Origin of the sequence: Bradyrhizobium tunisiense (genome assembly GCF_042263385.1) — a bacterium.
GTDB lineage: Bacteria > Pseudomonadota > Alphaproteobacteria > Rhizobiales > Xanthobacteraceae > Bradyrhizobium > Bradyrhizobium tunisiense.
On sequence record NZ_JBHLEV010000003.1, the window covers coordinates 88006 to 112193 of the forward strand.

Genomic DNA, 24188 nt, shown 5'->3' on the forward strand with positions numbered 1-24188 from the left:
GCGCAAGAGGGCGAGAAATACTAATCGCTTAGTAGGAAATCATCTCTCGAGAGAATCGGCGGAGCGCCGCGTCCGCTGCTTGAGGCTTAGATTCGCCTGGCTCGTAATGGCTCGCTCGCGTGCCCAGATGATCGCTGCGCTGCGGCGGTTAACGCCGATTTTTCGATAGAGCGAGGCGATGTGATTGCGCACGGTGTTCTCCGAGAGGTTGAGCTTTTTGCTCATCTCCAAGTCGCTGTGGCCCTCACATATAAGTCCTAGAACCTCTCGCTCGCGGTGAGTGAGCAAATCAACGTCCAGAGATGCTTCAGCCGGATCGGTGGCCTCCGGCTTCGTTGCTTGACGCAGGCCCTTCAGCCTGTCCATGACGCTGCGAGCAAAGGACGATGTATCGACCAGCACCGATTCAATGGCCGAAATCAGATCTCGGTCCGGGGCCCTGTTTTCCTGGATCACGCACACCATTGCTTCCTTGCCGTCCAGCTTCAACGGCATGGCGGAAACGAAACAATCGATTGCCGACGTGCCCGCCTTTTGAACAGGCAGCACAAGATCCTCCATGCCGCCGTTCAGACGGCGACGCATGCCTTGATCGATCCAGACGATGTGTCCATCGGAATCGACAAAGATCACGCCGCTGCCAAGAGCCGACGCGATCTGCTCCCGCGGGTCACTTTCGCGCGCAACATCGCTCGCAGCCTGGTCCATTACTGTCCCCCCGCTTTCGGTGGATGATCGATATGCCTGGATTTGCTGAAACAACGCGGGGTCGGAAAATTGGTTCCTGGGTACTAAGTGGTTAGTTCAAGAGCACTATTTGGGCTCGCGCCGGACAAACAGACCAGTGATGGCAAGGAGACCTCGGCAAGCGACTTGGCGGAGCGGGCTCTTATCAGAGACGGAAATTCAACTCCGGCCGTCGCTCAAATAGCGGGTTTTGTCCGACAGAGTCGAAATGCTCCGTCTTCCAGGGGGACTGCCACTCTCTTCCCCACCCAGCCTCATCCGACCAATTTCCATGACCCATCCGCCGTGCGCTTCAGCGCGGGATCGCTCACCCGCACGTGCGCGGCGAGAAAATCGATGAACGCGCGCACGCGGGCCGGAAGCGGGGCGGTGTGGCCGACGTAGACGGCGTGGATGTCTTCGCGATCGCCTGGATTGTAGTTCTGCAGCACCGGAACGAGGCGGCCGGATTCGATGTCGGGGCCGATGTGAAAGAGGGCGAGGCGGGCGAGACCGACGCCGCCGAGGCAAAGGCGGCGGGCGGCTTCGCCGTCGCTGGCGCGCGCAACGGGCGGCGGCACGGCCTCCTCGGCGTGGTCGCCGCGCTTGAATGGCCAGCCGCGGATCGCGCGCGGAAAGGTCCAGCCGATGCCGCGGTGATCGGCGAGATCGGCCGGAATCTTCGGTGTGCCGCAGCGGCTGAGATAGCTTGGCGTGCCGACCACGACCATGCGGCTGGTGCCGAGCTTTCGCGCAACGAGGCGCGAGGCGCGTAGCGGGCCGACGCGGATGGCGACGTCGGCGCGCTCCTGCATCAGGTCGATCAACGTGTCGGTCAGCACGAGATCGAGCGTGACGTCGGGATGCTGCTCCAGGAAGCGCGGGATCAGCGGCATCACATGCAGCATGCCGAAGGGGATGTTGCTGTTGACGGTGAGGCGGCCGCGCGGCGCCGCGCCCGAAGCCGCTTCGCGCTCGGCCTCGTCCATCTCGGCGAGGATGCGCGCGGCGCGCTGATAGAACGCCTGGCCTTCCTCCGTCAGTGTCAGCTTGCGCGTGGTGCGGTTGACGAGCCGTGACCCGAGCCGGGCTTCCAGCCGCGAGATCAGCTTGCTCACGCCCGATGGCGTCAGGCGGAGTTTTCGCGCGGCCGAGGTGAAACCGCCGAGATCGACGACGCGGACGAAGACCTCCATTTCGGCGGAGCGGTTGGTGTCGAAGCGGGCCATGTTGAATTCACGTCACAAATGATTGGATTGCAGACGTTCTAATGGTTTTGCCTTGGCTCGGCTATCTGCGTGGCTCGTCTCAACCATCGGAGCCACGCATGCCTCCCGCCGTTCTCGCGCTCACCGCCGGTGCCTTTGGCATCGGCACCACGGAATTCATCATCATGGGCCTCCTGCTCCAGGTCGCCGCCGACATGCACGTTTCCGTGCCGGTCGCCGGGCTGCTCATCTCCGGCTATGCTCTCGGCGTATTCGTCGGTGCGCCCGTCCTGACGCTCGCCACACGGCGGATGCCGCGGAAAACCGTGCTGCTCGCGCTGATGGCGATCTTCACATTGGGCAATGCCGCCTGCGCGCTGGCGCCGAACTACGAATTGCTGATGGCCGCGCGGGTGCTGACCTCGCTTGCCCACGGGACCTTCTTCGGCGTCGGGTCGGTGGTCGCGACCAGCCTCGTCCCCGAGGACAAGCGGGCCTCGGCGATATCCACCATGTTCATCGGCCTCACGGTCGCGACGCTGCTGGGCGTGCCCTTCGGCGCCTGGTTCGGCCTGCTGCTCGGCTGGCGCGCGGCGTTCTGGGCCGTGACGGTCATCGGCGTGATCGCCTTTGCGGTGGTCGCCGCGCTCGTTCCCGGCCATGTCGGCAACGGTGACAAGCCGGTCTCTCTTGCCGAGGAAGTCGCCGTGCTCAGCCGTCCGCAGGTGCTGCTTGGCCTTGCCATGACCGTGTTCGGCTTCGCCGGCCTGTTCGTCGTCTTCACCTACATTCAGCCCATCCTGACGCGCTTCACCGGATTCTCGGAAGGAGCGGTCTCGCCGATTCTGCTGGTGTTCGGCGTCGGACTCGCAATCGGCAACGTCGCCGGCGGTAAGCTTGCGGACCGCGGCCTCGCCGGTGCACTGATCGGGACGCTCGCCGCGCTCGCCATCGCGCTTCTCGGGCTTGCAGCGGTGCTGTCGGTCAAGTTTGCGGCGATCGTGCTGATCCTGCTGCTCGGCGTCGCCGCCTTTGCAACCGTCGCCCCGCTCCAGCTTCGCGTGCTGGAGGCGGCCGGCGCCAACGGGCGCACGCTCGCCTCCAGCCTCAACATCGCCGCGTTCAATCTCGGCAACGCGCTCGGCGCCTGGGCCGGCGGCGTCGCCATCGATCGCGGACTCGGCCTCTCCGCGCTGCCGCTGGTCGCGGCCGGCATTACGACGATCGGCCTCGTGCTCGCACTGTGGAGCCTCCGGCTCGACCGCGCGCCGGTCGCCGTCGCAGCGTGTCCTGCGGAGTAGAGCGAAGGCGTGAGGCTCGCTGACGAGTGGTCGCATCGATCCTGACGCCAACTCGCCATGCAGAAACGCACCTGTACAGGACCGAATGCGGTCCGTAACCTCCGCCGCGCAATTCAAGGAGATGCTGGCGTGGCGAAGAAGACGGCGACCAAAAAGAAAAGTGTCTTGAAGAAAGCGGCGAAGACTCCGGGCAAGGCGAGCTCCGGCCGCAAGAGCGCGGTCGCGAAGCCGACCGGCAAGGCGGCACGAGGGAAGTCCACCGCACCACGCCGTCCCAAGGGATCGGCCTGGCAATGGTCGGCAGTGGAGACCGCGGCCGCGATCCGGTCCGGCGCCATCTCCGCAGTCGAGACGGTCGAGGCGCATCTCGAACGGATGCGCACCGTCAATCCGAAGCTGAATGCGGTCGTCGTCGATCTCGGCGAGGAAGCGCTGAAAGCGGCCCATGCAGCCGACAAGCAGCGCGCCAAGGGCGGTGCGCTCGGCCTTCTGCATGGGGTGCCCATAACGATCAAGGAAAACGTCGATTACGAGGGCCGACCGAACTTCAACGGCGTTCCCGCCAACAAGGACCTCGTCGCGCCGTCGGACGCGCCTGTTGTCCGCAACCTGAAGAAGGCCGGCGCGATCGTCATCGGGCTCACCAACACGCCGGAATTCTCCTTCCGCGGCTTCACCGACAATCCCCTGCACGGGCTGACGCTCAATCCGTGGGATCCAAACATCACCTGCGGCGGCTCCTCGGGCGGCGCGGGTTCGGCGGTCGCCGCCGGCATCGGCACCATCGCCCATGGCAACGACATCGGCGGCTCGCTGCGCTGGCCGGCGCATTGCAACGGTGTTGCCACCATCAAGCCGACGCAAGGGCGCATTCCCGCGTTCAACGAGAGCGCAACCTCCGAGCGGCCGATGCTGGCGCATCTGATGTCTGCACAGGGGCCGCTCGCCCGCCACGTCGGCGACGTCCGTCTTGCGCTGGAGGTGATGAGCCAGCGCGATCCGCGCGATCCCTGGTGGGTGCCAGCGCCGCTGGTCGGCGCGAGACCGAAGGGGCCGATCAAGGTGGCCCTGGCCAAGATTCCCGACGACATGGACGTCGATCCGTCGGTCTCCGCGGCGCTGCGCCAGGCCGCCGACCATCTCGAACGGTCCGGCTACCGCGTCAGCGAGGTCGAGGTGCCCGACATTAACGGTGTCTGGCAGACCTGGTGCGACATCATCACCAACGAGACCGTGGTGATGCAGGAAGCCTCCATGCTGAAGGTGACTTCGGAAGACTTCCACAAGGCCTGGGGCGGCATGAAGGCCAAGGCCAACGTGCTCGATCTCAAGGCCTGGATGCAGGCGACCGCCGCGCGTAACGGGCATATCCGCGCCTGGCAGTTGTTCTTCGAGGACTATCCGATCGTGCTTGCGCCGACCACGGTGAAGCCGACGCCGGGCCCGCGCGATGACACCGTCAGCCCCGAGCGCGTGCGCGAGATCTTCTGGGGCGAGATCCGCTTCATCTCCGCAATCAACGTGCTGGGCCTGCCCGGCGCCGTGGTGCCGGTGGCGCTCCACGACGGCAAGCCCATTGGCGTGCAGCTCATCGCCGGGCGCTATCGCGAGGATCTCGCGCTCGATGCGGCGGCCGCGATCGAGAAGCGCGCCGGCGTGCTCGCCCACAGGCTGTGGGAGCAGATGGCTTAGGTGTGCCTTCCCTATTGCGGCGTCGATCTGCCTTCTCCAAGTCGGGAGAAGGCAGACGGCACGGCGAGCTGCGGCAAGACGCAGCATTTGTTAATGCGCATTAACCCGAATGCCGGCCAATTTTCCAGCGAGCGTTAGGGTTACTTCCTCGATCTCTAAGCGAATTATTGTCCGCTTTACCACCCGCCTCTAACACGAGGACGGCGGACAACGCACATGCCTCATACAGGCCAATAAGTGCGGCCCGCTCCACGCGGAGGTGGCACGATGCGCAACGAGACGATCGCTATTCACGCCGGCTACGAGCCCGAGGCGACCACGCACGCGGTCGCGGTGCCGATTTACCAGACCGCGGCCTACGCCTTCGACAGCGCCGATCACGGCGCGGCGCTCTTCAATCTCGAGGCTGAAGGTTTCCGCTACAGCCGTATCGCCAATCCGACCAGCGCGGTGCTGGAGAAGCGTATCGCCCAGCTCGAAGGCGGCGTCGGCGCGCTCGCGGTCGCGACCGGCCAGGCGGCGCTGCATTTTGCCTTCGTCAACGTCGCCGACCACGGCGGCAACATCGTGTCCGTGCCGCAGCTCTACGGCACCACGCACACGCTGCTCTCCCACATCCTGCCGCGCCAGGGCATCACCGGCCGCTTCGCCCATAGCGACAAGCCCGAGGCGATCGAGAAGCTGATCGACGAGAACACCCGCGCCGTGTTCGCAGAGACCATCGGCAATCCCGCCGGCAATGTCTGCGACATCGAGGCGCTGGCCAAGGTCGCGCATGCGCATGGCGTGCCGCTGATCGTCGACAACACGGTGGCAACTCCGATCCTGCTCAAGCCGTTCGACTACGGCGCCGACATCGCCGTGCACTCGTTGACCAAATTCCTGGGCGGTCACGGCACCACGCTCGGCGGCGCCATCGTCGACTCCGGAAACTTCCCGTGGGCGAAATACGCAGACCGCTTCCCCGCCTACAACAAGCCCGACGCTTCCTATCACGGCCTCGTCTATGCCGAGCGTTTCGGCCGCACCGCCTATATCGAGCGCGCGCGCAGCGTCTATCAGCGCACCATGGGCTCGGTGCTGTCGCCGTTCAACGCCTTCCTGCTGCTTCAGGGCATCGAGACCGTGGCGCTGCGCATGGAGCGCCATGTCGAGAACGCCCGCAAGGTCGCCGAATTCCTGCGCAAGGATTCGCGGGTCGCCTGGGTCAATTACACCGGCTTTCCCGACAGTCCCTATTATCCGCTGGTGCAGAAATATCTCGACGGCAACGCCTCCTCGCTGTTCACCTTCGGCATCAAGGGCGGGATGGAGGCCGGCAAGTCCTTCTATGATGCGCTGAAGCTGATCACGCGCCTCGTCAATATCGGCGATGCCAAGTCGCTGGCCTGTCATCCGGCCTCGACCACCCACCGGCAGATGTCGGCGGAGCAGCAGCGCGCTGCCGGCGTGCTGCCGGAGACCATCCGGCTCTCGATCGGCATCGAGCATGTCTCCGATATCATCGAGGATATTGATCAGGCGCTGGACAAGGCCTGTCGGTCAGCGCGCCTCGAGGCCGCGGAGTAGGCGGCAGCGCCCATGACGATCTTGATCGACAGGGATCAAGTCATCTCGAGCCCGGCGCTGGTGCCGACCGAGCGCGATTTCGCGCGAGAACATGGTCCCGAACTCACGATCGGGCTCGTCAACAACATGCCGGATCCGGCGCTGAAGGCGACCGAGCGGCAGTTCATGAAGCTGCTCCAGGCCGCAGCAGGTCCGTGCCGCATCCGCTTCCACTGCTTCTCGCTTCCCAGTGTGAAGCGCTCGCCGGAAGCGAGGTGGCATGTCGAGAGCGAATATTCGGATCTTTCCGATCTCAAGCGTCAGAAATTCGACGGGCTGATCGTGACCGGCGCCGAGCCTGTCGCGCCCGAGCTCGATCAGGAGCCGTACTGGCGCGATCTTACCGACCTCATCGACTGGGCCAAGGCCAGCACGCGCTCGACGATCTGGTCGTGCCTTGCCGCGCATGCGGCAGTGCTGCACCTCGACGGCATCGAACGGCGACGGCTGCGGGCCAAATGCCACGGCATCTTCGATTGCGACGCCGTGACGAACGATTCCCTGACGCGCGCCACACCGGCCCCACTGAAGGTCTCGCATTCGCGGTTGAACGAGATTGCGGAGAGCGACCTGGTGCAGGCCGGCTATCAGGTGCTGACACGCTCGGCCCTTGCAGGTGTCGACGTATTCGTTCGCCAATATGCCAGCCGCTTCGTGTTTTTCCAGGGGCATCCGGAATACGACGCGCTGTCGCTCCAGCGCGAATATCTGCGCGACATCGGCCGCTATCTCGCGCGTGAACGCGAGAATTATCCGCGCCTGCCCGTGAGCTATTTTGACGCAGCGACGGAAGAGAAACTGGCCCGTTTCGAGAAGAAAGCGGTGCACCAGCGCCATCCGGCGCTCGCCAACGAGTTGCCCGGGCTGAATTTGCGCGCCGATATCGGCGCCGGCAGCGCGGCGGCGGTGCTCTTCCGCAACTGGCTGCAGTATCTCAGCCTGGAAGCCGATGCATCGGTCCCTGCGCATCAGCCGAAGGATGTTGGTTCTGCGTTAGGATTACCCAAGCGTTAGGCTTGCCTCGACCGGCGCGCGAATGTTTCATTACGGCAACAACGGAATCACCGGAAACGCAGTCGTGTGGTCGGCACTCCAGGGACGCGTGAGCAATCGGTTGGCCCGGCATTTCCGCGCCGCGCCGCACCGGCTGCCTGCCCATGCGCCGATGGTGAGCTTCACCTTCGACGATGCCCCCGACAGCGCGGCAGGCGAGGGCGCCGAGCTTCTGGAAAAGCATGGCGGCCGCGGGACGTTCTATCTCGCCGGCAGCCTGATCGATCGTCCGTCGGACCACTGGCACGGGCTGTCGAACGACGCCATCGTGCGACTTCACCGCGCCGGTCACGAGATCGCCTGCCACACCTTCTCGCACCAGAGCTCGGCCAGTCTCGATGAAGCAGCGATGGCTCGCGAGATCGAGCGGAACCGCGCTTATTTTCGTGGAATCGATTCCTCGATCAAGCTGGAGAACTTCGCCTATCCCTATGGGATCGCCTCGGTCTGGCGCAAGCCGCAGCTCGCCAGGGCCTTCCGTTCGGCGCGTGGTATTCTCCCCGGCGTCAACAGCGACGTCATCGACCTCCAGTTCCTGCGCGCGTCGCCCCTGGTCGATTGCGAGATCGATCAAGCGGGGGTCGATCGCTATTTCGATGAGGCGGTCGCGAGCGGGGGATGGCTCATCTTCTATGGCCACGACATAACGAACGCGCCGAGTCCCTATGGCTGCACTCCCGGCCTGATGCGACATGCGCTGGATGCGGCCCAGAGGCGTGGCATGCCCATTGTGACTGTCGCGGAAGCCTTGCGACGAATCGGGGCGTAGTGTCTTCTTCCTTTCTCCCCTTGTGGGAGAAGGTGGCGCGAAGCGCCGGATGAGGGGTATGTCTCCTCAAACTCATATCTGCGTTCGCGGATAGAATCCCTCACCCGTCTCGCCGCTCACGCGGCGAGCCACCCTCTCCGACAAGGAGCCCACAAGGGGCGAGGGGAAGATAATATCCTGCACCCGAAACACTCTTGCCACGCCGACGCCAGCATGCGACTGGCCTTGTGACGAATCCCACGGCCGATCCTGTCCTGCCCATGTCCGTTCCTTCCACCGCTCCGCCCGCGCCGGCCAACGGCCGCGATGCGCTGTCGGTGCTGCATTCCGTCTTCGGCCTGCCGGGTTTTCGCGGCGCGCAGGGAGAGATCGTCAGGCACGTCACGGGCGGTGGCAATTGCCTGGTGCTGATGCCGACCGGCGGCGGCAAGTCGCTGTGCTATCAACTTCCTTCCTTGCTGCGCGAAGGCTGCGGCATCGTGGTGTCGCCGCTGATCGCGTTGATGCGCGATCAGGTCGCCGGCCTGATCGAAGCCGGCGTCAATGCCGCCGCGCTGAATTCGTCACTGTCGTTCCAGGAAGCCTCCGACATCGAACGCCGCCTGCTCGCGGGCGATCTCGATCTGCTTTATGTCGCGCCGGAGCGTCTGGTGACGCCGCGCTGCCTGTCGCTGCTGGCGCAGGCCAAGGTGGCGCTGTTCGCGATCGACGAGGCGCATTGCGTCTCGCAATGGGGCCATGACTTTCGCCCCGAATATGTCGGCCTCTCCATCATCGCCGAGCGCTTTCCCGACGTGCCGCGCATCGCGCTGACCGCGACCGCCGACGATCTGACGCGCAAGGAGATCGTCGAGCGGCTTCAATTGACGGACGCGCCGCAATTCGTCTCGAGCTTCGACCGCCCCAACATCCGTTACGAGATCGTCGACAAGCGCAACGCCGTATCGCAGCTGAAGGAATTCATCCGGGAGCGTCACGCGGGCGATGCCGGCGTGGTCTATTGCCTGTCCCGCAACCGGGTCGAGGAGGTCGCCGCCGCGCTTGACGACGCCGGCATTGCGGCGCTGCCCTACCACGCCGGGCTCGACAGCCAGGTGCGCTCGCGCAACCAGGACCGCTTTCTCAACGAGGACGGCATCGTTATCGTCGCGACGGTCGCGTTCGGCATGGGCATCGACAAGCCCGACGTGCGCTTCGTCGCCCATCTCGACCTGCCCAAGAGCATCGAGGCCTATTACCAGGAGACGGGCCGCGCCGGCCGTGACGGCAAGCCGTCGGCGGCCTGGATGGCCTATGGGCTCTCCGACATCGTGCAGCAGCGGCGCATGATCGACGAGTCCAGCGCCTCCGACGAATTCAAGCGGGTCTCGATCGGCAAGCTCGATGCGCTGGTCGGACTTGCCGAAACGCCGCACTGCCGGCGCCGGCGGCTGCTCGCCTATTTCGGCGAGATCGTGATGGGCGAGACCTGCGGCAATTGCGACAACTGCCTGACGCCGCCGAAAATGCGCGACGGCAAGGTGCTGGCGCAGAAGCTGTTGTCCTGCGTCTACCGCACCGGACAGCGGTTTGGAGCGATGCATCTGATCGACGTGCTGGTCGGACGCCTGACCGAGAAGGTGACGCAGTTCGGCCACGACAAATTGTCGGTGTTCGGCATCGGCCGCGAGCTCAATGAAAAGCAGTGGCGCACCGTGCTCCGGCAGTTGGTGGCGATGGGACATCTGCACAGCGACAGCGAGGCTTTCGGCGCGCTGAAGCTGACCGAGACCGCGCGCGGCGTGCTGCGCGGGGAGACCGAGGTGTGGCTGCGCGAGGAAGCGCCCGGCGCGCGTATTCGCGCCAGTCGCGGCAAATCGCGCCGCGGTGATCTCGCGCCTGCGGCCAGCGCGCCGCAAGGCGATGTCGATCCGGAGCTGCGCGCGCGGCTGCGGTCCTGGCGCTCGGACATCGCCCGCGAACGCGGCGTACCGGCCTATGTCGTGCTGCATGATGCCACCATCGACGGCATCGTCCGGGCTTGGCCAACCACTCTCGACGAACTCCGCAACGTCCCCGGCATCGGCGACAAGAAGCTCGAGCATTACGGCGACGAACTGCTACAGATCGTCAGGACGCGGTAGGGCGCTGGTGCGCTCAATTCTCTCAACACGTCATCCCGGACGAGCGCGCCTAAAGCGCGCAGATCCGGGATCCATAACCACAGGCCGGTGTGGGTACGGCAGGCTGGCGACCACGAGTCTTCGCAAAACGACTGCTGCGGCGTATGGGTCCCGGGTCTGCGCTTACGCTTGCGCGGGACGACGGCGGTGTATGATGCGCGAAAGCTACGCCTTCACTCACCCGTTCCGGAACGCGTAGGCATATCCGTTCAGCGCCGGGGCGCCGCCGAGATGGGCGTACAGGATCTTCGCGCCCTTCTCGAAATATCCCTTCTTCGCAAGATCGATCAGGCCCTGCATCGACTTGCCCTCGTAGACGGGGTCGGTGATCATGCCTTCGAGACGTGCGCTGAGGCGGATGGCCTCCTTGGTCTCCTCCGACGGCACGCCATAGGCGGGATAGGCGTAATCCTCGATCAGCACGACGTCGTCAGCGACGAGCTCCTTGCCGAGCTCGACGAGCTTGGCGGTGTTTTGCGCGATCTCGAGCACCTGCGCCTTGGTCTGTTCGGGCGTGAAAGAGGCATCGATGCCGATCACTTTGCGCGCGCGGCCGTCGGCAGCGAAGCCCACCAGCATGCCGGCATGGGTCGAGCCAGTGACGGTGCAGACCACGATGTAGTCGAACTTGAAGCCGAGCTCGGCTTCCTGCTTGCGCACCTCCTCGGCGAAGCCGACATAGCCGAGACCGCCGAATTTGTGCACGGAGGCTCCGGCAGGAATCGCGTAAGGCTTGCCGCCCGCGGCCTTCACTTCCTCGATCGCCTGCTCCCAGCTCTTGCGGATACCGATGTCGAAGCCGTCGTCGACGAGGCGCACGTCGGCGCCCATGATGCGCGAGAGCATGATGTTGCCGACACGGTCATAGACGGCGTCCTCGTGCGGCACCCAGGCTTCCTGCACCAGACGGCACTTCATGCCGATCTTGGCCGCGACGGCGGCGATCATGCGGGTGTGGTTCGACTGCACGCCGCCGATCGAGACCAGCGTGTCGGCGTTGGAGGCGATCGCGTCGGGAATGATATATTCGAGCTTGCGCAGCTTGTTGCCGCCATAGGCAAGGCCCGAATTGCAGTCCTCGCGCTTGGCATAGACCTCGACCTGGCCGCCGAGATGTTTTGACAGCCGTTCCAGCTTCTCGATGGGCGTCGGGCCGAAGGTCAGCTTGTAGCGCGGAAATTTATCGAGCTTCATGGGTCATCCCGATTGGTGTTGATGTCCGTCGTTGCCTAGCATCGCCTCGGAAAAATGTGCTCTCGAATATTGCGCCCATATTGCGTGCGTTCTTGCGGAAATGGCGGCAGTAGCTAGTATTTCTTCCGTATGATCGCTCTTTTATGGAAGCTTCTTTCATGGCCGCCCGTCTCGATCGCACTGACCTTAAGATCCTGAGATTGCTGCAGAATAACGGACGGCTGAGCAATGCTGAGCTGGCCGAAACCGTCGCGATCAGCCCCGCCACCTGCCATCGCCGCACCCAGCGCCTGTTCGAGGACGGCTTCATCGCCGCCGTCCGCGCCATGATCGCCCCCAAGAAAGTGGCCAAGGGCACGCTGGTAATGGTCGGCGTCGTGCTCGACCGCTCGACGCCGGAGAGCTTCGCCATTTTCGAGCAGGCGATCGCCAGGCTGAAATTCGTGCTCGACTGCCACCTCGTCGCCGGCGACTTCGACTATTTCCTCAAGATCCGCGTCGGCGACATGGAGGATTTCAACCGCATCCACGGCGAGCAGCTCATCGCGCTGCCCGGCGTACGGCAGACCCGCACCTTCTTCGTGATGAAGGAAGTGGTCGACAACGCGCCGCTGGAATTTTGAGCGGCGTGCACGAAGCGCCCCGTGCTAGAGGGACGTCAGTCTTCGAGGAATCGCCTGGTCATGCCGATGGAGCCGCCTCCCTTCCGCCACTCCCATCCGGCCGGGCCGGCCTATCGCCGCGGCTGGGTCGATGAGGCCGTCGCCGCGATCGAGGCCGACCAGTGCCGCACCGCCGATACGCATCTGATCCGGCTGATCGTGCCGGCGCTATCAGGCATCGACATCTATCTGAAGGACGAGTCCACCCATCCGACCGGAAGCCTGAAGCATCGCCTCGCGCGCTCGCTGTTTCTCTACGCACTCTGCAACGGTCACATCCGTGAAGGCACACCTGTGGTCGAGGCCTCGTCGGGATCGACTGCGGTGTCGGAGGCCTATTTCGCAGAGATGATCGGCGTCCCCTTCTACGCCGTGATGCCGCGCACGACGTCGGCGGAGAAGATCGTCGCGATCGAGCATTATGGCGGCCATTGCCATCTGATCGACGATGGCCGCGCGCTGTATGCGGAGGCCGCCGCGCTCGCCGCTCGTCTGAACGGTCATTACATGGACCAGTTCACCTTCGCCGAGCGTGCGACCGACTGGCGCGGCAACAACAACATCGCCGAGTCGATCTTTACGCAATTGCAGGGCGAGCCGCGACCGCTGCCGGATTGGATCGTGATGGGCGCCGGCACCGGCGGCACCTCGGCCACGATCGGGCGCTATTTGCGCTACCGGCAGTATCCGACACGGCTGTGCGTCGCCGATGTCGAGCATTCCGCCTTCTTCGACTGCTTCCGCTCGCAGGACCGCTCCCATGTCTGCGATCGTCCGTCGCTGATCGAGGGTGTTGGCCGCCCCCGTTGCGAGCCGTCCTTCGTGCCCGGCGTGGTCGACCGCATGATGAAGATTCCGGACGGGGCCACGATCGCGGCGATGAACGTGCTGTCGCGCCGGCTGCGCCGCCCGGTGGGCGGCTCCACCGGCACCAATTTCCTCGCGCTGTGCCGGCTCGCCTCGGAGATGCGTCAGGCCAACGTCGTGGGGTCGCTGGTGACGCTGATCTGCGATTCCGGCGAACGCTACCGGCAAACCTATTACGAGCCCGAATGGTTGAAGGCGCGCGGGCTCGATCCGGCGCCGTTCGAGGCGGCGCTGTCGGCATTCCTTGCGACGGGCGAGCCGCTCGCGCTCGCCGCCGACGATGTCGCAAATCCCCAGAGCGTGTGAAGCCCCGAGACGAATAGTCGAATTTGTCGGAACGCCCGCTCGCCGTGCGATGTCACGGCAACTTCACTTGCGTTGCGCCCGCACGCGGGCAAGCCTCGTCGTCTCAACGAGGAGATCTTCGCCGTGCGCCTTCCCATTCTCGATCCCAAGGACCTGTCCGCCGAACAGAAGCCGCTCTATGACGACATGCAAGCCGGCATCAAGGACCACTTCAAGGGCTTTGTGAACATGCGCGACGACGGCGCGCTGCTCGGACCCTGGAATCCCTGGATCCGCGAGCCGCGATTCGGCAAGCCGGTGTGGGAGCTGGTCAAGGCGATCGCCTCGAATCCGCTGCTGCCTGGCCCAGTGCGCGAGGTCGCGATTCTCGTCACCGGCTCGCATTTCCGCTCCGGCTACGAGCTCTATGCCCATGTGCTGGTCGCCGAGCAGCGCGGCCTGTCCGATGACAAGCTCGCGACCATCGTCGCCGGACAGCGGCCGGCGGATCTCACCAGACAGGAGGGCGTCGCCTACGACGTCGCCTCCGCACTGGTCAGTGGCGGCGTGCTGCCGGAACTGACCTGGCGCGCCGCGGTGAAGGAGTTCGGCGAGCACGGCGCGGCCGAGCTGTCCTATCTGGTAGGCGTCTATTGCATGGTCTCGGTCACGCTCAACACGTTCGACGTGCCGGTGCCCGAATAGAAGCGGCTTCACTCCGCCGCCTTGGTTAACGGTGCCGGCGGCACAAAGGCGATGCAGCGGTTGCGGCCCTCGGCCTTGGCCTGATAGAGCGCCTGATCGGACGCGCTCATCAGCGCGTCGATGCCCGACATGCTGACGGCGGCCTCCGCGATGCCAATGCTCACGGTGACCCCGAACTGAATCTCGCCGGCTGCGATCTGCGCGCTCATCACGCGCTTGCGGATGCGATCTGCGACAGTCCTCGCGCGCGACAGGCTGGTCTCGGGCAGCAGCACCGCGAATTCCTCACCGCCGAGGCGGCCGACGAGGTCCGATTTGCGCTTGCCGTCGAGGCACGCGGCGGCAACCGCCCTGATCGCAGCGTCGCCCACGGCATGGCCGTAGCGGTCGTTGACCGACTTGAAGTGGTCGATGTCGAGCATCAGCACCGAGACGGAGCGATAATAGCGCTGGAACCGGCTCCATTCCGCATCGAGGGATTCGAGGAAGTGGCGGCGGTTGTAGAGGCCGGTAAGAGAATCGGTGGTCGCGAGCGTCTCCAGCATCGCGGCCTTTTGCGTGAGGTCGGTGATGTCGACATAAGTCAACATGCGGCCGCCGTTCGACATCGTGGTGCAATGAGCCCTGATGCGTCGTCCGTCCGGTGTTTGCAGATCGCGCACATGGTCGCCATCCCTGACCTCTGCGACCCGCCTGGCTGGAAATTTCGACAGCTCATTTGCCGGAAGATCCGGCGCGCTGGCGCGATGGACCCGGCTCACCAGTGATGCATAGGTCGGTCGGCTCTCCGCCTCCTGTTCGCTCACTTCCCAGAACCTTCGCATCCGTCGGTTCATGAAGCTGGCGTTGAGATCGCGATCGAGCAGCAGCACGCCGTCCTCGACATTCTCGAGCGCGTCGCGCAGCAACTTCAGCTCGTCGGAATAGCGCACGATGTCGGTGACTGGCGTATAGGTCAGCATTCGCCCGCCGTCGGGCAGGGGGGTGCACTGCATCCGAACGACGTCGCCCTTGGTGCGGCGCAGATCGAGCGGCGAGGCGTCGCCCGCCTGGACGTGACGGACCCGCTCGGCGACGTAAGCTTCAAGTTCAGCCGGCGGAATCTCGTAAGCAAGTGTATCGCGGCCGTGATGCATCAGCGTCACGAATGACGGATTGCTGTTGGCGACCTCGTCCGGCAATAGCCACATCTCCCGGAAGGCACGGTTGATCAACTTTGCGCGGAGCTTTGCATCCAGCAGCACGATGCCGAGCGGGACGAAGTCAAGCGCTGCGCGAAGTGCGAGCATCTGCCCGCGTATCAGCGCGTCGGACGAGCGCTCCCGCTCCTCGCCGCCGAGGCGCTCAATGCTGCCCGGCTGTTCGAAGGCGACGCCGACCTGGCGGTCCGATCGCCAGACCACCCGGCAGGTCAGGACCTCGCGCCCCGCGAGCCTGAGCTGGAAGCGCTCGGGCACGCCGAGGCCGCTCTCCATCTCGAGCGTCGCCGCCTCCTCGGTCAGCCGACGCACGACGCAATCGATCGTCGACTGGCCGAAATTGAAGAAGATCTTCCCAGCAAGTAGCGTCCGTTCCGGAACCAGATGGGACATTCGCAGCCTCCCGCGTGACTCGGCCTAGTCTGTCGCAAGCATATTGCCGAGAGGTAACTGGATGAGCCGGCGGCCATAAGACCAACCGGCGGTCCTTGGCCGGGAGAAGCCACCACGGGGGTCCGAAGCCGTGCGAAAATCCTTCATCGTCAAGGCCGGCCCAGTGCGACCGCCCTGCGATGCCGGAACAAGCGGCAGATTGGCTTTACCAGCTATCCACCATGATCGCAGTCAATTGCGCACGGCGTAAAGCGGCGTTCGCAAGGTCAGCTGGTAGGCCGGCTTCGGCGTCCAGGCGATCTGCGCGGTAATGCCGAACAGGCGGTTGTCATTGTCATCCATGCGGTCGAGGTCGAGCCGCAGGATAGGCTGCGTGAAGGACTCGGCCAGCGTCCGTCCGCCAAGCTGCGCGCCGCCGAACGACTGCACGCCGAGGCGGCCGGTAAACTTCCAGTTGCTCGGCCATTGGTAATAGCCGCCAGCATAGACGATGGTGTTCGGCCGGATGTGGGCGAACGGGCTGGCGATGGTGGTGTAGGTATGTTGCATGCCGGCGAGCCAGCCCCGCGTCTCGTCTTCGTCCAGCGCGTAGTCGAATTCCAGGATGTTGTTGAGCGAGTTCGTCATGCCCTGATCGTTCGGCACCGATTGGGTCAAGGTCGATTGCAGCGTAATGGTCGGTATCGTCCCGCCATTCTGCTGGTAGAGGTCGGCCTGCACGCCGATGTTCCAACTGGTGATGTCGAACGTCGACCAGCCACCGCCAATGTCGGTCGTCGAGCCCGACACGCCGCCATAAAGCGAGACGCGGTCGTTGACGTCGACGGTCAGCGGCAGGTCGACGGCAATCGATTTCGCGGCCGGCAGGCCGTTCGGTAGCGTTGCGCCTCTGCGCACCGCGAGAGCTTCGAGCGCCGCCGATAGCGACGTGGTGCCGAAACCGAGTCCGAGCGTCCCCGCTGGAATCGACGCATAGCTCGTACGCAGATCAAGGTAAATGTTCGGGATCGCTGGTTTCGCCGGTGCATCCTCCTCATCTTCCGCGGAGAAGGCGGCGCTGGCCGAAATCGTCAGGCAGGCCAGTCCCATCGCGACGGCACGCAAGCTCGGACGATGCGATGGGCTGTGAGGAGACACGTGACAATCCGGCGCGCGGGCAAATCGCGTGCTAGATGGAACGTGATCGCTCCCGCGGTCAAGCGCTATCGGCAAGCCATGGACTGCATCGACAGGCGCGGCTACCCTGTCGCGATTGCACCGACACGCTCGCCGGCCGGAGCAGGCCGGGACAATGGAGGACGACAGCCATGACCACGTCACGCCGCATCCTGCTCGCCGGAATGGCAGGGCTCGCCGTCGCTCCGGCCGCAATGGCAGCCACCCCCGTGCCGGCGCGCGATGACACCACGGTCGCGGAAGAACGCTTTGCGCGCATGATTGCCGCCGCGCATGCGCCCGACGTCACTTGCGCCCGGCAGGCGGAGCGTTATGCGGACATGCATTGGCCTGACTATGTCACGGCAGCCAGGGCCGTGCTCGACGCGCGCGTATGATTTCGCGCTACTTCTCCACCGCTCGGCGCACCTGCTCGCCGATCTGCGACAGCACGAGTTGCGCCTGCGGCAGGATCGCGCCCATGGCGTGGAAATTGTGAACCATGCCGTCGTGGCAGACATGCTCGACGGCGACGCCTGCGGCGAGCAGCTTGCGGGCATAGGCATTGCCCTCGTCGCGCATCGGGTCGTACTCGGCGGTGTGGATGATCGCGGTCGGCAGCCCCGTGAGCCGTGTGGCGCGCAAGGGGGAAACGCGGGGATCGGCCGTGTCGATGTCGTCAGGCAGATAGTCGGACAGATCGGCTTCGATCGTGACCCGATCGATCAGATGGCCTTCGGCGAATTCCTCGCGCGAGGGCGAGGTCTCCTCGAAGTCCAGCACCGGGCAGATCAGGCATTGCGCGGCGATGGCAAGGCCAGCGGTTTGCGCCGCCTCCTGGCACACGATCGCAGCGAGGGTCGCACCGGCGGAATCGCCGCCGACCACCAGGCGGTCCACATCGATGCCGAGCGATGCCGCCTCGCGCGCGACCCATTCGGTGGCGGCGATGGCATCGTCGATGGCGGCGGGAAATCTGTGCTCCGGCGCGAGCCGGTAATCGACGGAAACCAGGCGGCAGCCGGTGGCATGCGCCAGCGCCGCCGCGATGCGGTCATGCGTGGTGATGCCGCCGGCGACGAGGCCGCCGCCATGGAAGAACACGAAGCCGGGTGCAAGCTCGTCGGCATTTGCAGGCCTGTAGAGGCGATAGGGCAGTTCGCCGGCGCGGCCGGGCAGCACGCCGTCGCGCGTCGTCACATCCGGCGCATCAGCGCGCGCGAACTGCATCAGCTTGGCCAGCGATTGCCGCCGCGCCTCTACACTCGGCCGGCTTCGCGCCGGCGGCGCGGCCGCGGCCATCATGGTCAACAAGCGCTTTGCGAGTGGATCGAGCGGCATGGCGAACTCCGTATCATTGCCCGCATTATAGCCTGTTTGGCTTGTCTGCCTTCCGGCAGAGGGTGCCAAACAGGCAGCAAATCGTTTAGAAATTAGGACAATAGTGCCCGGATACTCCAAGGGAGGCCGGGTATGGCCGAAATCAAGAAGCCGATCGAATATTCGCCGAGCTGGACCTTCTTCGAGGGTAAATGGCACGACGGCAACGTGCCGATCATGGGCCCGCGCACGCACGCGGCCTGGCTCGGCTCGGTGGTGTTCGACGGTGCACGCGCGTTCGAAGGCGTCGCGCCCGATCTCGACGGCCACGTCGCCCGCGCCAATCAATCCGCGATCAATTTTGGCCTGAAGCCGGTGGTCGATAGCGGCACCTGGCTCGCGCTCGCAAGCGAAGGCATCGCACGCTTTGCGCCCAATGCCGAGCTCTATGTCCGTCCGATGTATTGGGCGCAGAACGGCTCGGGCGGCGGCGTGCTGTTCGACCCCGAGACCACCAATTGGTGCCTGTGCATCTACGAGGCGCCGATGCCAAAGCCCGTCGGCAACGCCATCACCTTGTCGCCGTTCCGCAGGCCCACCGCCGAATGCGCGCCGGTGGAGGCGAAGGCGGCCTGCCTCTATCCGAACAATTCGCGCGCGCTCGCGGAAGCCGCTTCCCGCGGCTTCCAGAACGCGCTGATGCTCGACATGCTTGGCAATGTCGCGGAGTTCGGCAATTCCAACGTGTTCATGGCCAGGGACGGCGTGGTGTTCACGCCGGTGCCCAACGGCACCTTCCTCAACGGCATCACGCGCCAGCGCGTCATAAGCCTGCTCCGCGGCGACGGCGTCACCGTGGTCGAGAAGACGTTGCGCTATGCCGACTTCCTGGCCGCCGACGAGATCTTCTCCACCGGCAATTTCGCCAAGGTCGCGCCCGTCATCCGCATCGACGGGCGCGAGCTGACGCCGGGCCCGTTCTACACGAAAGCGCGGAAGCTCTATTGGGACTTCGCGCATGCGGTAAAGCCGGCGGCTTAGGCTCGCATGCGCGCCACGGACTCCGCTGTCATCCTCCGCGAAGGCGGACGATCCAGCATTCCAGAGGCGGCAGTGATTGACCCGATGGGCCGCGGTGTACTGGATGCCCCGCCAGCGCTGGGCATGACACCGACTTCTTAGCTCCGTCGCTCAAACCAGCTGAACTGAAACGCCTGCGTCGAATTCCACGGCGTATGATGCGTCTCGCCGCGCGTCTCGATCAGCTCGAACTCCGGCCCCAGCTCTGCTGCAAGGCTGGCGCTGTCATGGCGCTGCACCGGCAAGCCGCTGCATTTCTCCGGACCATCGGGCGCAAACGTCGCGATGATGACGTGGCCGCCGGGCGCGATAGCAGACCGCAGGCGCTCGACGTAAGCAGCTCTGTCGCGGGAATCGGTCAGGAAGTGAAACGCCGCGCGATCGTGCCATACATCGTAGATCCTCGCCGGCCGCCATGTCGTGGCGTCGGCAACGATCCAGTTGACGATTGACGCGGCTCCGCCGATCCGCTTCTTCGCCGCATCGAGCGCGTTGGCAGAAAGATCCAGCACGGCGACGTCACGATATCCGTCCTGCAACAACGCGTCGACCAGCCGCGAAGCGCCGCCGCCGATATCGATGATGGCGGCCTCGCGATCGGATTTGGCGGCCCTGATCATCGCGAGCGAGGTAGAGGGGCTATCCTGGAACCAGCTGACCTCGGCCTCGCCCTTGCTGGCGTAGACCGTGTCCCAATGAGAGCTTCGGTCGGACATCTCGTATCCTCCGGCTCATTCGCGTGCCGGGAGAAGGAAGACCTATTCTTCCTTCTTCGACATCCGCTCCAGGCGTTCCTGCATTTCCTTCATCTGCTGGCGCAGATCGTCGATGTTGCTGTCCTTTGGCACCTCTGCATTCGCATCCGGCTCGGGCTCAGCGCTTGTCGCCGGGCGCGGTGGGACGAAGGGCTTGAACATGGAGAAAGTCTGCTGAAACAGTTCCATGTTGCGGCGGACCTGTTCCTCCAAGGGAGCAAAAGGAGTGCCGGACAGGCTATTGGCGATTTGCTTGCGGAACTTCTCTTGCTCCTGGGTCAGGGTCGCGATCGACTGCTCCAGATATTTCGGCACCACCATCTGCATGCTGTCGCCGTAGAAACGAATGAGCTGGCGCAGGAAGGTGGTCGGCAGCAGGTTCTGGCCCGCCTTGTTCTCCTGCTCGAAGATGATCTGGGCGAGCACGGAGCGGGTGATGTCGTCGCCCGTCTTGGCGTCATAGACCAGGAAATCTTCGCCATCCTTGACCATCGCGGCGAGGTCTTCCAGCGTCACATAGGTACTCGTTCCGGTGTTATAGAGCCGGCGGTTCGCGTATTTCTTGATGGTGGTGGGTTGGTCTGATTTCGCCATGGGCTCTCACTTGCAAGCGCGGAGAACGGGAACCCGGCGGGCGATGCCGCAGGGCGGGAAGAGTACGCAACGCAACAAAATAAGCATTTTCAAAGGGGTCACGCTACCGTTTTGTGCGGCACGGTTAATCGCGGAGCAAAATCTTGCTTGCGAAAGCGCCAAGAACGCTATTTTGAATGCGCTGCGGCATGAATTCGGTCACCGGCCGATTGACATGCCTCAACGACGTTAACAGGATGGCTGACGAGACTGGCGAGCCGTTTTCTCAAAGCCCCGCCTGCCCCCTTTAAAAAACCTCAAGCCTCAGGAGATGCCCATGTCAGACGATGTCGTCATCGTCAGCGCCGCCCGCACCCCGGTCGGAAGCTTCAACGGAGCGTTCGCGACCCTCCCCGCCCACGATCTCGGCGCCATCGCCATCAAGGCCGCGCTGGAGCGCGGTGGCATCGAGCCCGGCCGGGTCTCGGAAGTCATCATGGGGCAGATCCTGACCGCCGCCCAGGGTCAGAACCCCGCCCGCCAGGCCTCGATCGGCGCCGGTATCCCGGTGGAGAGCCCGGCCTGGGGCGTGAACCAGCTTTGCGGCTCGGGCCTGCGGACGGTCGCACTCGGCTACCAGGCGCTGCTCAACGGCGATTCCGAAATCGTGGTTGCCGGCGGCCAGGAATCCATGAGCATGGCCCCGCACGCCCAATATCTGCGTGGTGGCGTCAAGATGGGCCCCGTCGAGTTCGTCGACACGATGATCAAGGACGGTCTGTGGGATGCCTTCAACGGCTACCACATGGGCAACACCGCCGAGAACGTCGCGCGCCAGTGGCAGATCACCCGCGCTCAACAGGACGAGTTCGCGGTCGCCTCGCAGCAGAAGGCCGAGGCGGCGCAGAAGGCCGGTAAGTTCAACGACGAGATCGTCCCCGTCACCATCAAGACCCGCAAAGGTGACGTCGTCGTCAGCGCCGACGAATATCCGCGTCACGGCGCAACGCTCGACGCGATGGCCAAGCTCAAGCCGGCCTTCGAGAAGGAAGGCACGGTCACCGCGGGCTCTGCCTCCGGCATCAATGACGGCGCTGCCGCGGTGGTGCTGATGACCGCCAAGCAGGCGGCCAAGGAAGGCAAGAAGCCGCTCGCGCGAATCGTCTCCTGGGCACAGGCCGGCGTCGATCCGAAGATCATGGGCTCGGGGCCGATCCCGGCCTCGCGCGCTGCGCTGAAGAAGGCCGGCTGGAATGTCGGCGATCTCGACTTGATCGAGGCCAACGAAGCCTTCGCGGCGCAGGCCTGCGCGGTCAACAAGGACCTCGGCTGGGACACCTCCAAGGTCAACGTCAATGGCGGCGCGATCGCGATCGGCCATCCGGTCGGCGCGTCCGGCGCCCGCGTGCTGGTGACGCTGCTGCACGAAATGCAGAAGCGCGATTCGAAGAAGGGCCTTGCCACGCTGTGCATCGGCGGCGGCATGGGTATCGCGATGTGTATCGCGCGCGACTGACGATAGCTGACGTGCAGCTTACGCGCGGTGTGCGCGTGCGCTGCACACGTCAGTGAGTGCGTTGCACGCGACTAAAAAGGCAGCGGTTGCGAATCAAATATTCTTCGCAACTGCGCAAGCCTCGACTAAAGAGAAACGCCCGGCTCAACGCCGGGCGTTTTGTTCTTGATGTCCGTCAAACCAGCCGCATAATCCGCAGTTAAAAAGCGATCACGTCAGAAACGTCCGAAAAGTCCAAGGGAAGGGATACGATATGGCACGTGTTGCATTGGTCACGGGTGGTACGCGGGGCATCGGTGCTGCGATCAGCAAGGCGCTGAAGGCGGCCGGCTACAAGGTTGCGGCGAGCTATGCCGGCAACGACGCGGCGGCGGAGAAGTTCAAGGCCGAGACCGGCATTGCCGTCTACAAATGGGACGTCAGCAATTTCGACGCCTGCGCCGAAGGCGTGAAGAAGGTCGAGGCCGATCTCGGGCCGATCGAGGTGCTCGTCAATAATGCCGGCATCACCCGCGACACCGCCTTCCACAAGATGACGCTCGAGCAGTGGAACGCCGTCATCAACACTAATCTCGGCTCGCTCTTCAACATGACCCGCCAGGTCATCGAGGGCATGCGTTCACGCAAGTTCGGCCGCATCATCTCGATCTCGTCGATCAACGGCCAGAAGGGGCAGTTCGGTCAGGTCAACTATTCTGCGGCGAAGGCCGGCGACATCGGCTTCACCAAGGCGCTCGCGCTGGAGAATGCCAAGGGCGGCATCACCGTGAATGCGATCTGCCCCGGCTACATCAACACCGAAATGGTGCAGGCCGTGCCGAAGGACGTTCTGGAGAAGAACGTGATCCCGCAGATCCCGGTCAACCGGCTCGGCGAGCCCGAGGAGATTGCGCGCGCCGTCGTGTTCCTCGCGGCCGACGAGGCCGGCTTCGTCACGGGCTCGACCATGACCATCAACGGCGGCCAATACCAGGCCTGAGATAACGCCGGGCCCCAAGCCAAAAGCCTGTAGCTTCAGGCGCGACAAGGCGATAGTGAAGACGAAAATGCCCGGCCTTGCGCCGGGCATCATCGTCCTCGGGCCTTTGATTGATGACCCCGCGCACAGCCACGCTGATCGGATTGACCGCGATCCTGATGTGGTCGCTGCTGTCAGTAATGACGGTGGCGACCGGAAAGATCCCGGCATTTCAGCTCGCCGCGATGACCTTCGCGATCGGCGGGCTCGTCGGTCTGCTCACCTGGATCGGCCGCGGCGAAGCGGCGAAAAGCCTGCGCCAGCCGCTCGTCGTCTGGGCCGTCGGCGTCGGCGGCCTGTTCGGCTATCACGCGCTCTATTTCCTGGCGCTTCGCTTTGCGCCGCCGGCCGAGGCCGGCCTGCTGAATTATCTCTGGCCGCTCCTGATCGTACTGTTCTCGTCGTTCCTGCCGGGTGAGCGGCTCGCGCTGCATCACATCGTCGGCGCGGTGCTCGGCCTCGTCGGCACTGTGCTGCTGTTTGCCGGCAACACCAGCGGCTTTGAGCCGGGCCAGGTGCCGGGGCTGGTCGCGGCCTTCATCGCCGCCTTCGTCTGGGCAATCTATTCGGTGTCGTCGCGGCGCTTGAAGGCCGTGCCGACCGATGCGGTCGCCGGCTTCTGTCTCGCTACGGCGGTGCTCGCCGCGTTGATGCACGCAGCGCTCGAAACCACGGTGTGGCCGGAGACGAGCTTGCAATGGCTCTCCGTGATCGCGCTGGGCATCGGCCCCGTCGGTGCTGCGTTCTACGCCTGGGACATCGGCATGAAGCGTGGCGACATCCGCGTGCTCGGCGCCGCGTCCTACGCGACGCCGCTGCTCTCGACCGGATTCCTCATCGCGGCCGGCTTCGCCAAGGCCAGCACCAACATCGCGATTGCCGCGATCCTGATCGCCGGCGGCGGCTTGATTGCCGCAAAGGACATGGTGTTGCGGAAGCGATGATCG

General features: G+C 64.5%; 22 protein-coding genes. 14 read left to right on the forward strand and 8 right to left on the reverse strand.

Annotated elements, in window-relative coordinates:
- Positions 1-39: 39 nt before the first annotated feature.
- Complete coding sequence (locus ACFDR6_RS13655; protein WP_212079487.1) at positions 40-708, reverse strand: helix-turn-helix domain-containing protein; 669 nt, start codon at positions 706-708, stop codon at positions 40-42.
- Between the two features lie 293 nt (positions 709-1001).
- On the reverse strand, positions 1002-1955 hold the full coding sequence (locus ACFDR6_RS13660) for a LysR family transcriptional regulator (RefSeq protein ID WP_317242000.1): 954 nt from the start codon (positions 1953-1955) through the stop codon (positions 1002-1004).
- A gap of 98 nt (positions 1956-2053) precedes the next feature.
- Here ACFDR6_RS13660 and ACFDR6_RS13665 point away from each other — a divergent pair, with 98 nt between their 5' ends.
- The 6 genes from ACFDR6_RS13665 to recQ all read left to right on the forward strand — a co-directional run bounded on the left by ACFDR6_RS13665 (position 2054) and on the right by recQ (position 10480).
- Positions 2054-3235: an MFS transporter gene (locus ACFDR6_RS13665; protein WP_375858604.1), complete on the forward strand. Its 1182-nt coding sequence runs from the start codon at positions 2054-2056 to the stop codon at positions 3233-3235.
- 129 nt (positions 3236-3364) lie between these two features.
- Positions 3365-4927, forward strand: coding sequence for an amidase family protein (locus tag ACFDR6_RS13670; protein WP_375858605.1), 1563 nt, complete (start codon positions 3365-3367; stop codon positions 4925-4927).
- A gap of 267 nt (positions 4928-5194) precedes the next feature.
- Complete coding sequence (locus tag ACFDR6_RS13675; RefSeq protein WP_375858606.1) at positions 5195-6496, forward strand: O-acetylhomoserine aminocarboxypropyltransferase/cysteine synthase family protein; 1302 nt, start codon at positions 5195-5197, stop codon at positions 6494-6496.
- 12 nt (positions 6497-6508) lie between these two features.
- The gene (gene metA / locus ACFDR6_RS13680) at positions 6509-7549 is read left to right on the forward strand and encodes a homoserine O-succinyltransferase MetA (protein WP_375858607.1); all 1041 of its coding nucleotides are present in this window, start codon (positions 6509-6511) and stop codon (positions 7547-7549) included.
- Positions 7550-7613: 64 nt separating this feature from the next.
- Positions 7614-8357: a polysaccharide deacetylase family protein gene (locus ACFDR6_RS13685; protein WP_317242005.1), complete on the forward strand. Its 744-nt coding sequence runs from the start codon at positions 7614-7616 to the stop codon at positions 8355-8357.
- A 260-nt stretch (positions 8358-8617) separates the two neighbouring features.
- Positions 8618-10480: a DNA helicase RecQ gene (gene recQ / locus ACFDR6_RS13690; RefSeq protein ID WP_375858608.1), complete on the forward strand. Its 1863-nt coding sequence runs from the start codon at positions 8618-8620 to the stop codon at positions 10478-10480.
- A gap of 216 nt (positions 10481-10696) precedes the next feature.
- On the opposite strand, the gene ACFDR6_RS13695 is transcribed toward recQ, so the two are convergent.
- Positions 10697-11713 (reverse strand): 1-aminocyclopropane-1-carboxylate deaminase, encoded by a 1017-nt coding sequence (locus ACFDR6_RS13695; RefSeq protein WP_212079495.1) that lies wholly within the window; start codon positions 11711-11713, stop codon positions 10697-10699.
- Between the two features lie 158 nt (positions 11714-11871).
- Between ACFDR6_RS13695 and ACFDR6_RS13700 the strand changes: the two genes are divergently transcribed.
- The 3 genes from ACFDR6_RS13700 to ACFDR6_RS13710 all read left to right on the forward strand — a co-directional run bounded on the left by ACFDR6_RS13700 (position 11872) and on the right by ACFDR6_RS13710 (position 14232).
- Complete coding sequence (locus ACFDR6_RS13700; RefSeq protein ID WP_375858609.1) at positions 11872-12336, forward strand: Lrp/AsnC family transcriptional regulator; 465 nt, start codon at positions 11872-11874, stop codon at positions 12334-12336.
- A gap of 66 nt (positions 12337-12402) precedes the next feature.
- A complete protein-coding gene (locus ACFDR6_RS13705) occupies positions 12403-13548 on the forward strand; it encodes a PLP-dependent cysteine synthase family protein (protein ID WP_317244047.1) in 1146 nt (381 codons plus the stop codon).
- A gap of 123 nt (positions 13549-13671) precedes the next feature.
- The gene (locus ACFDR6_RS13710) at positions 13672-14232 is read left to right on the forward strand and encodes a carboxymuconolactone decarboxylase family protein (RefSeq protein WP_375858610.1); all 561 of its coding nucleotides are present in this window, start codon (positions 13672-13674) and stop codon (positions 14230-14232) included.
- An 8-nt stretch (positions 14233-14240) separates the two neighbouring features.
- Here the strand turns inward: ACFDR6_RS13710 and ACFDR6_RS13715 are convergent, their stop codons facing one another.
- Together ACFDR6_RS13715 and ACFDR6_RS13720 are read right to left on the reverse strand one after the other, a co-directional pair.
- Complete coding sequence (locus ACFDR6_RS13715) at positions 14241-15824, reverse strand: sensor domain-containing diguanylate cyclase (RefSeq protein WP_375858611.1); 1584 nt, start codon at positions 15822-15824, stop codon at positions 14241-14243.
- Between the two features lie 231 nt (positions 15825-16055).
- Positions 16056-16928, reverse strand: coding sequence for a hypothetical protein (locus ACFDR6_RS13720; RefSeq protein WP_375859114.1), 873 nt, complete (start codon positions 16926-16928; stop codon positions 16056-16058).
- A 203-nt stretch (positions 16929-17131) separates the two neighbouring features.
- Here ACFDR6_RS13720 and ACFDR6_RS13725 point away from each other — a divergent pair, with 203 nt between their 5' ends.
- Positions 17132-17377: a hypothetical protein gene (locus tag ACFDR6_RS13725; protein WP_212079499.1), complete on the forward strand. Its 246-nt coding sequence runs from the start codon at positions 17132-17134 to the stop codon at positions 17375-17377.
- 7 nt (positions 17378-17384) lie between these two features.
- On the opposite strand, the gene ACFDR6_RS13730 is transcribed toward ACFDR6_RS13725, so the two are convergent.
- Positions 17385-18320, reverse strand: coding sequence for an alpha/beta hydrolase (locus tag ACFDR6_RS13730; protein ID WP_375858612.1), 936 nt, complete (start codon positions 18318-18320; stop codon positions 17385-17387).
- A 132-nt stretch (positions 18321-18452) separates the two neighbouring features.
- On the opposite strand from ACFDR6_RS13730, the gene ACFDR6_RS13735 reads away from it, so the two are divergent.
- Positions 18453-19340 carry a branched-chain amino acid aminotransferase gene (locus tag ACFDR6_RS13735; protein WP_375858613.1) on the forward strand — a complete coding sequence of 296 codons (888 nt, stop codon included), beginning with the start codon at positions 18453-18455 and terminating at the stop codon, positions 19338-19340.
- A 137-nt stretch (positions 19341-19477) separates the two neighbouring features.
- Here the strand turns inward: ACFDR6_RS13735 and ACFDR6_RS13740 are convergent, their stop codons facing one another.
- Together ACFDR6_RS13740 and phaR are read right to left on the reverse strand one after the other, a co-directional pair.
- Entirely contained in the window at positions 19478-20095 is a 618-nt protein-coding gene (locus ACFDR6_RS13740; protein WP_212079502.1) for a class I SAM-dependent methyltransferase, read from the reverse strand.
- Between the two features lie 42 nt (positions 20096-20137).
- Positions 20138-20728: a polyhydroxyalkanoate synthesis repressor PhaR gene (gene phaR / locus ACFDR6_RS13745; protein ID WP_212079503.1), complete on the reverse strand. Its 591-nt coding sequence runs from the start codon at positions 20726-20728 to the stop codon at positions 20138-20140.
- A 316-nt stretch (positions 20729-21044) separates the two neighbouring features.
- On the opposite strand from phaR, the gene ACFDR6_RS13750 reads away from it, so the two are divergent.
- From ACFDR6_RS13750 to yddG, 3 genes are all read left to right on the forward strand, one after another.
- Complete coding sequence (locus ACFDR6_RS13750) at positions 21045-22223, forward strand: acetyl-CoA C-acetyltransferase (protein ID WP_212079504.1); 1179 nt, start codon at positions 21045-21047, stop codon at positions 22221-22223.
- Positions 22224-22476: 253 nt separating this feature from the next.
- Entirely contained in the window at positions 22477-23202 is a 726-nt protein-coding gene (phbB, locus tag ACFDR6_RS13755; protein WP_212079505.1) for an acetoacetyl-CoA reductase, read from the forward strand.
- A gap of 113 nt (positions 23203-23315) precedes the next feature.
- Entirely contained in the window at positions 23316-24185 is an 870-nt protein-coding gene (gene yddG, locus ACFDR6_RS13760; RefSeq protein ID WP_375858614.1) for an aromatic amino acid exporter YddG, read from the forward strand.
- Positions 24186-24188 lie beyond the last annotated feature (3 nt).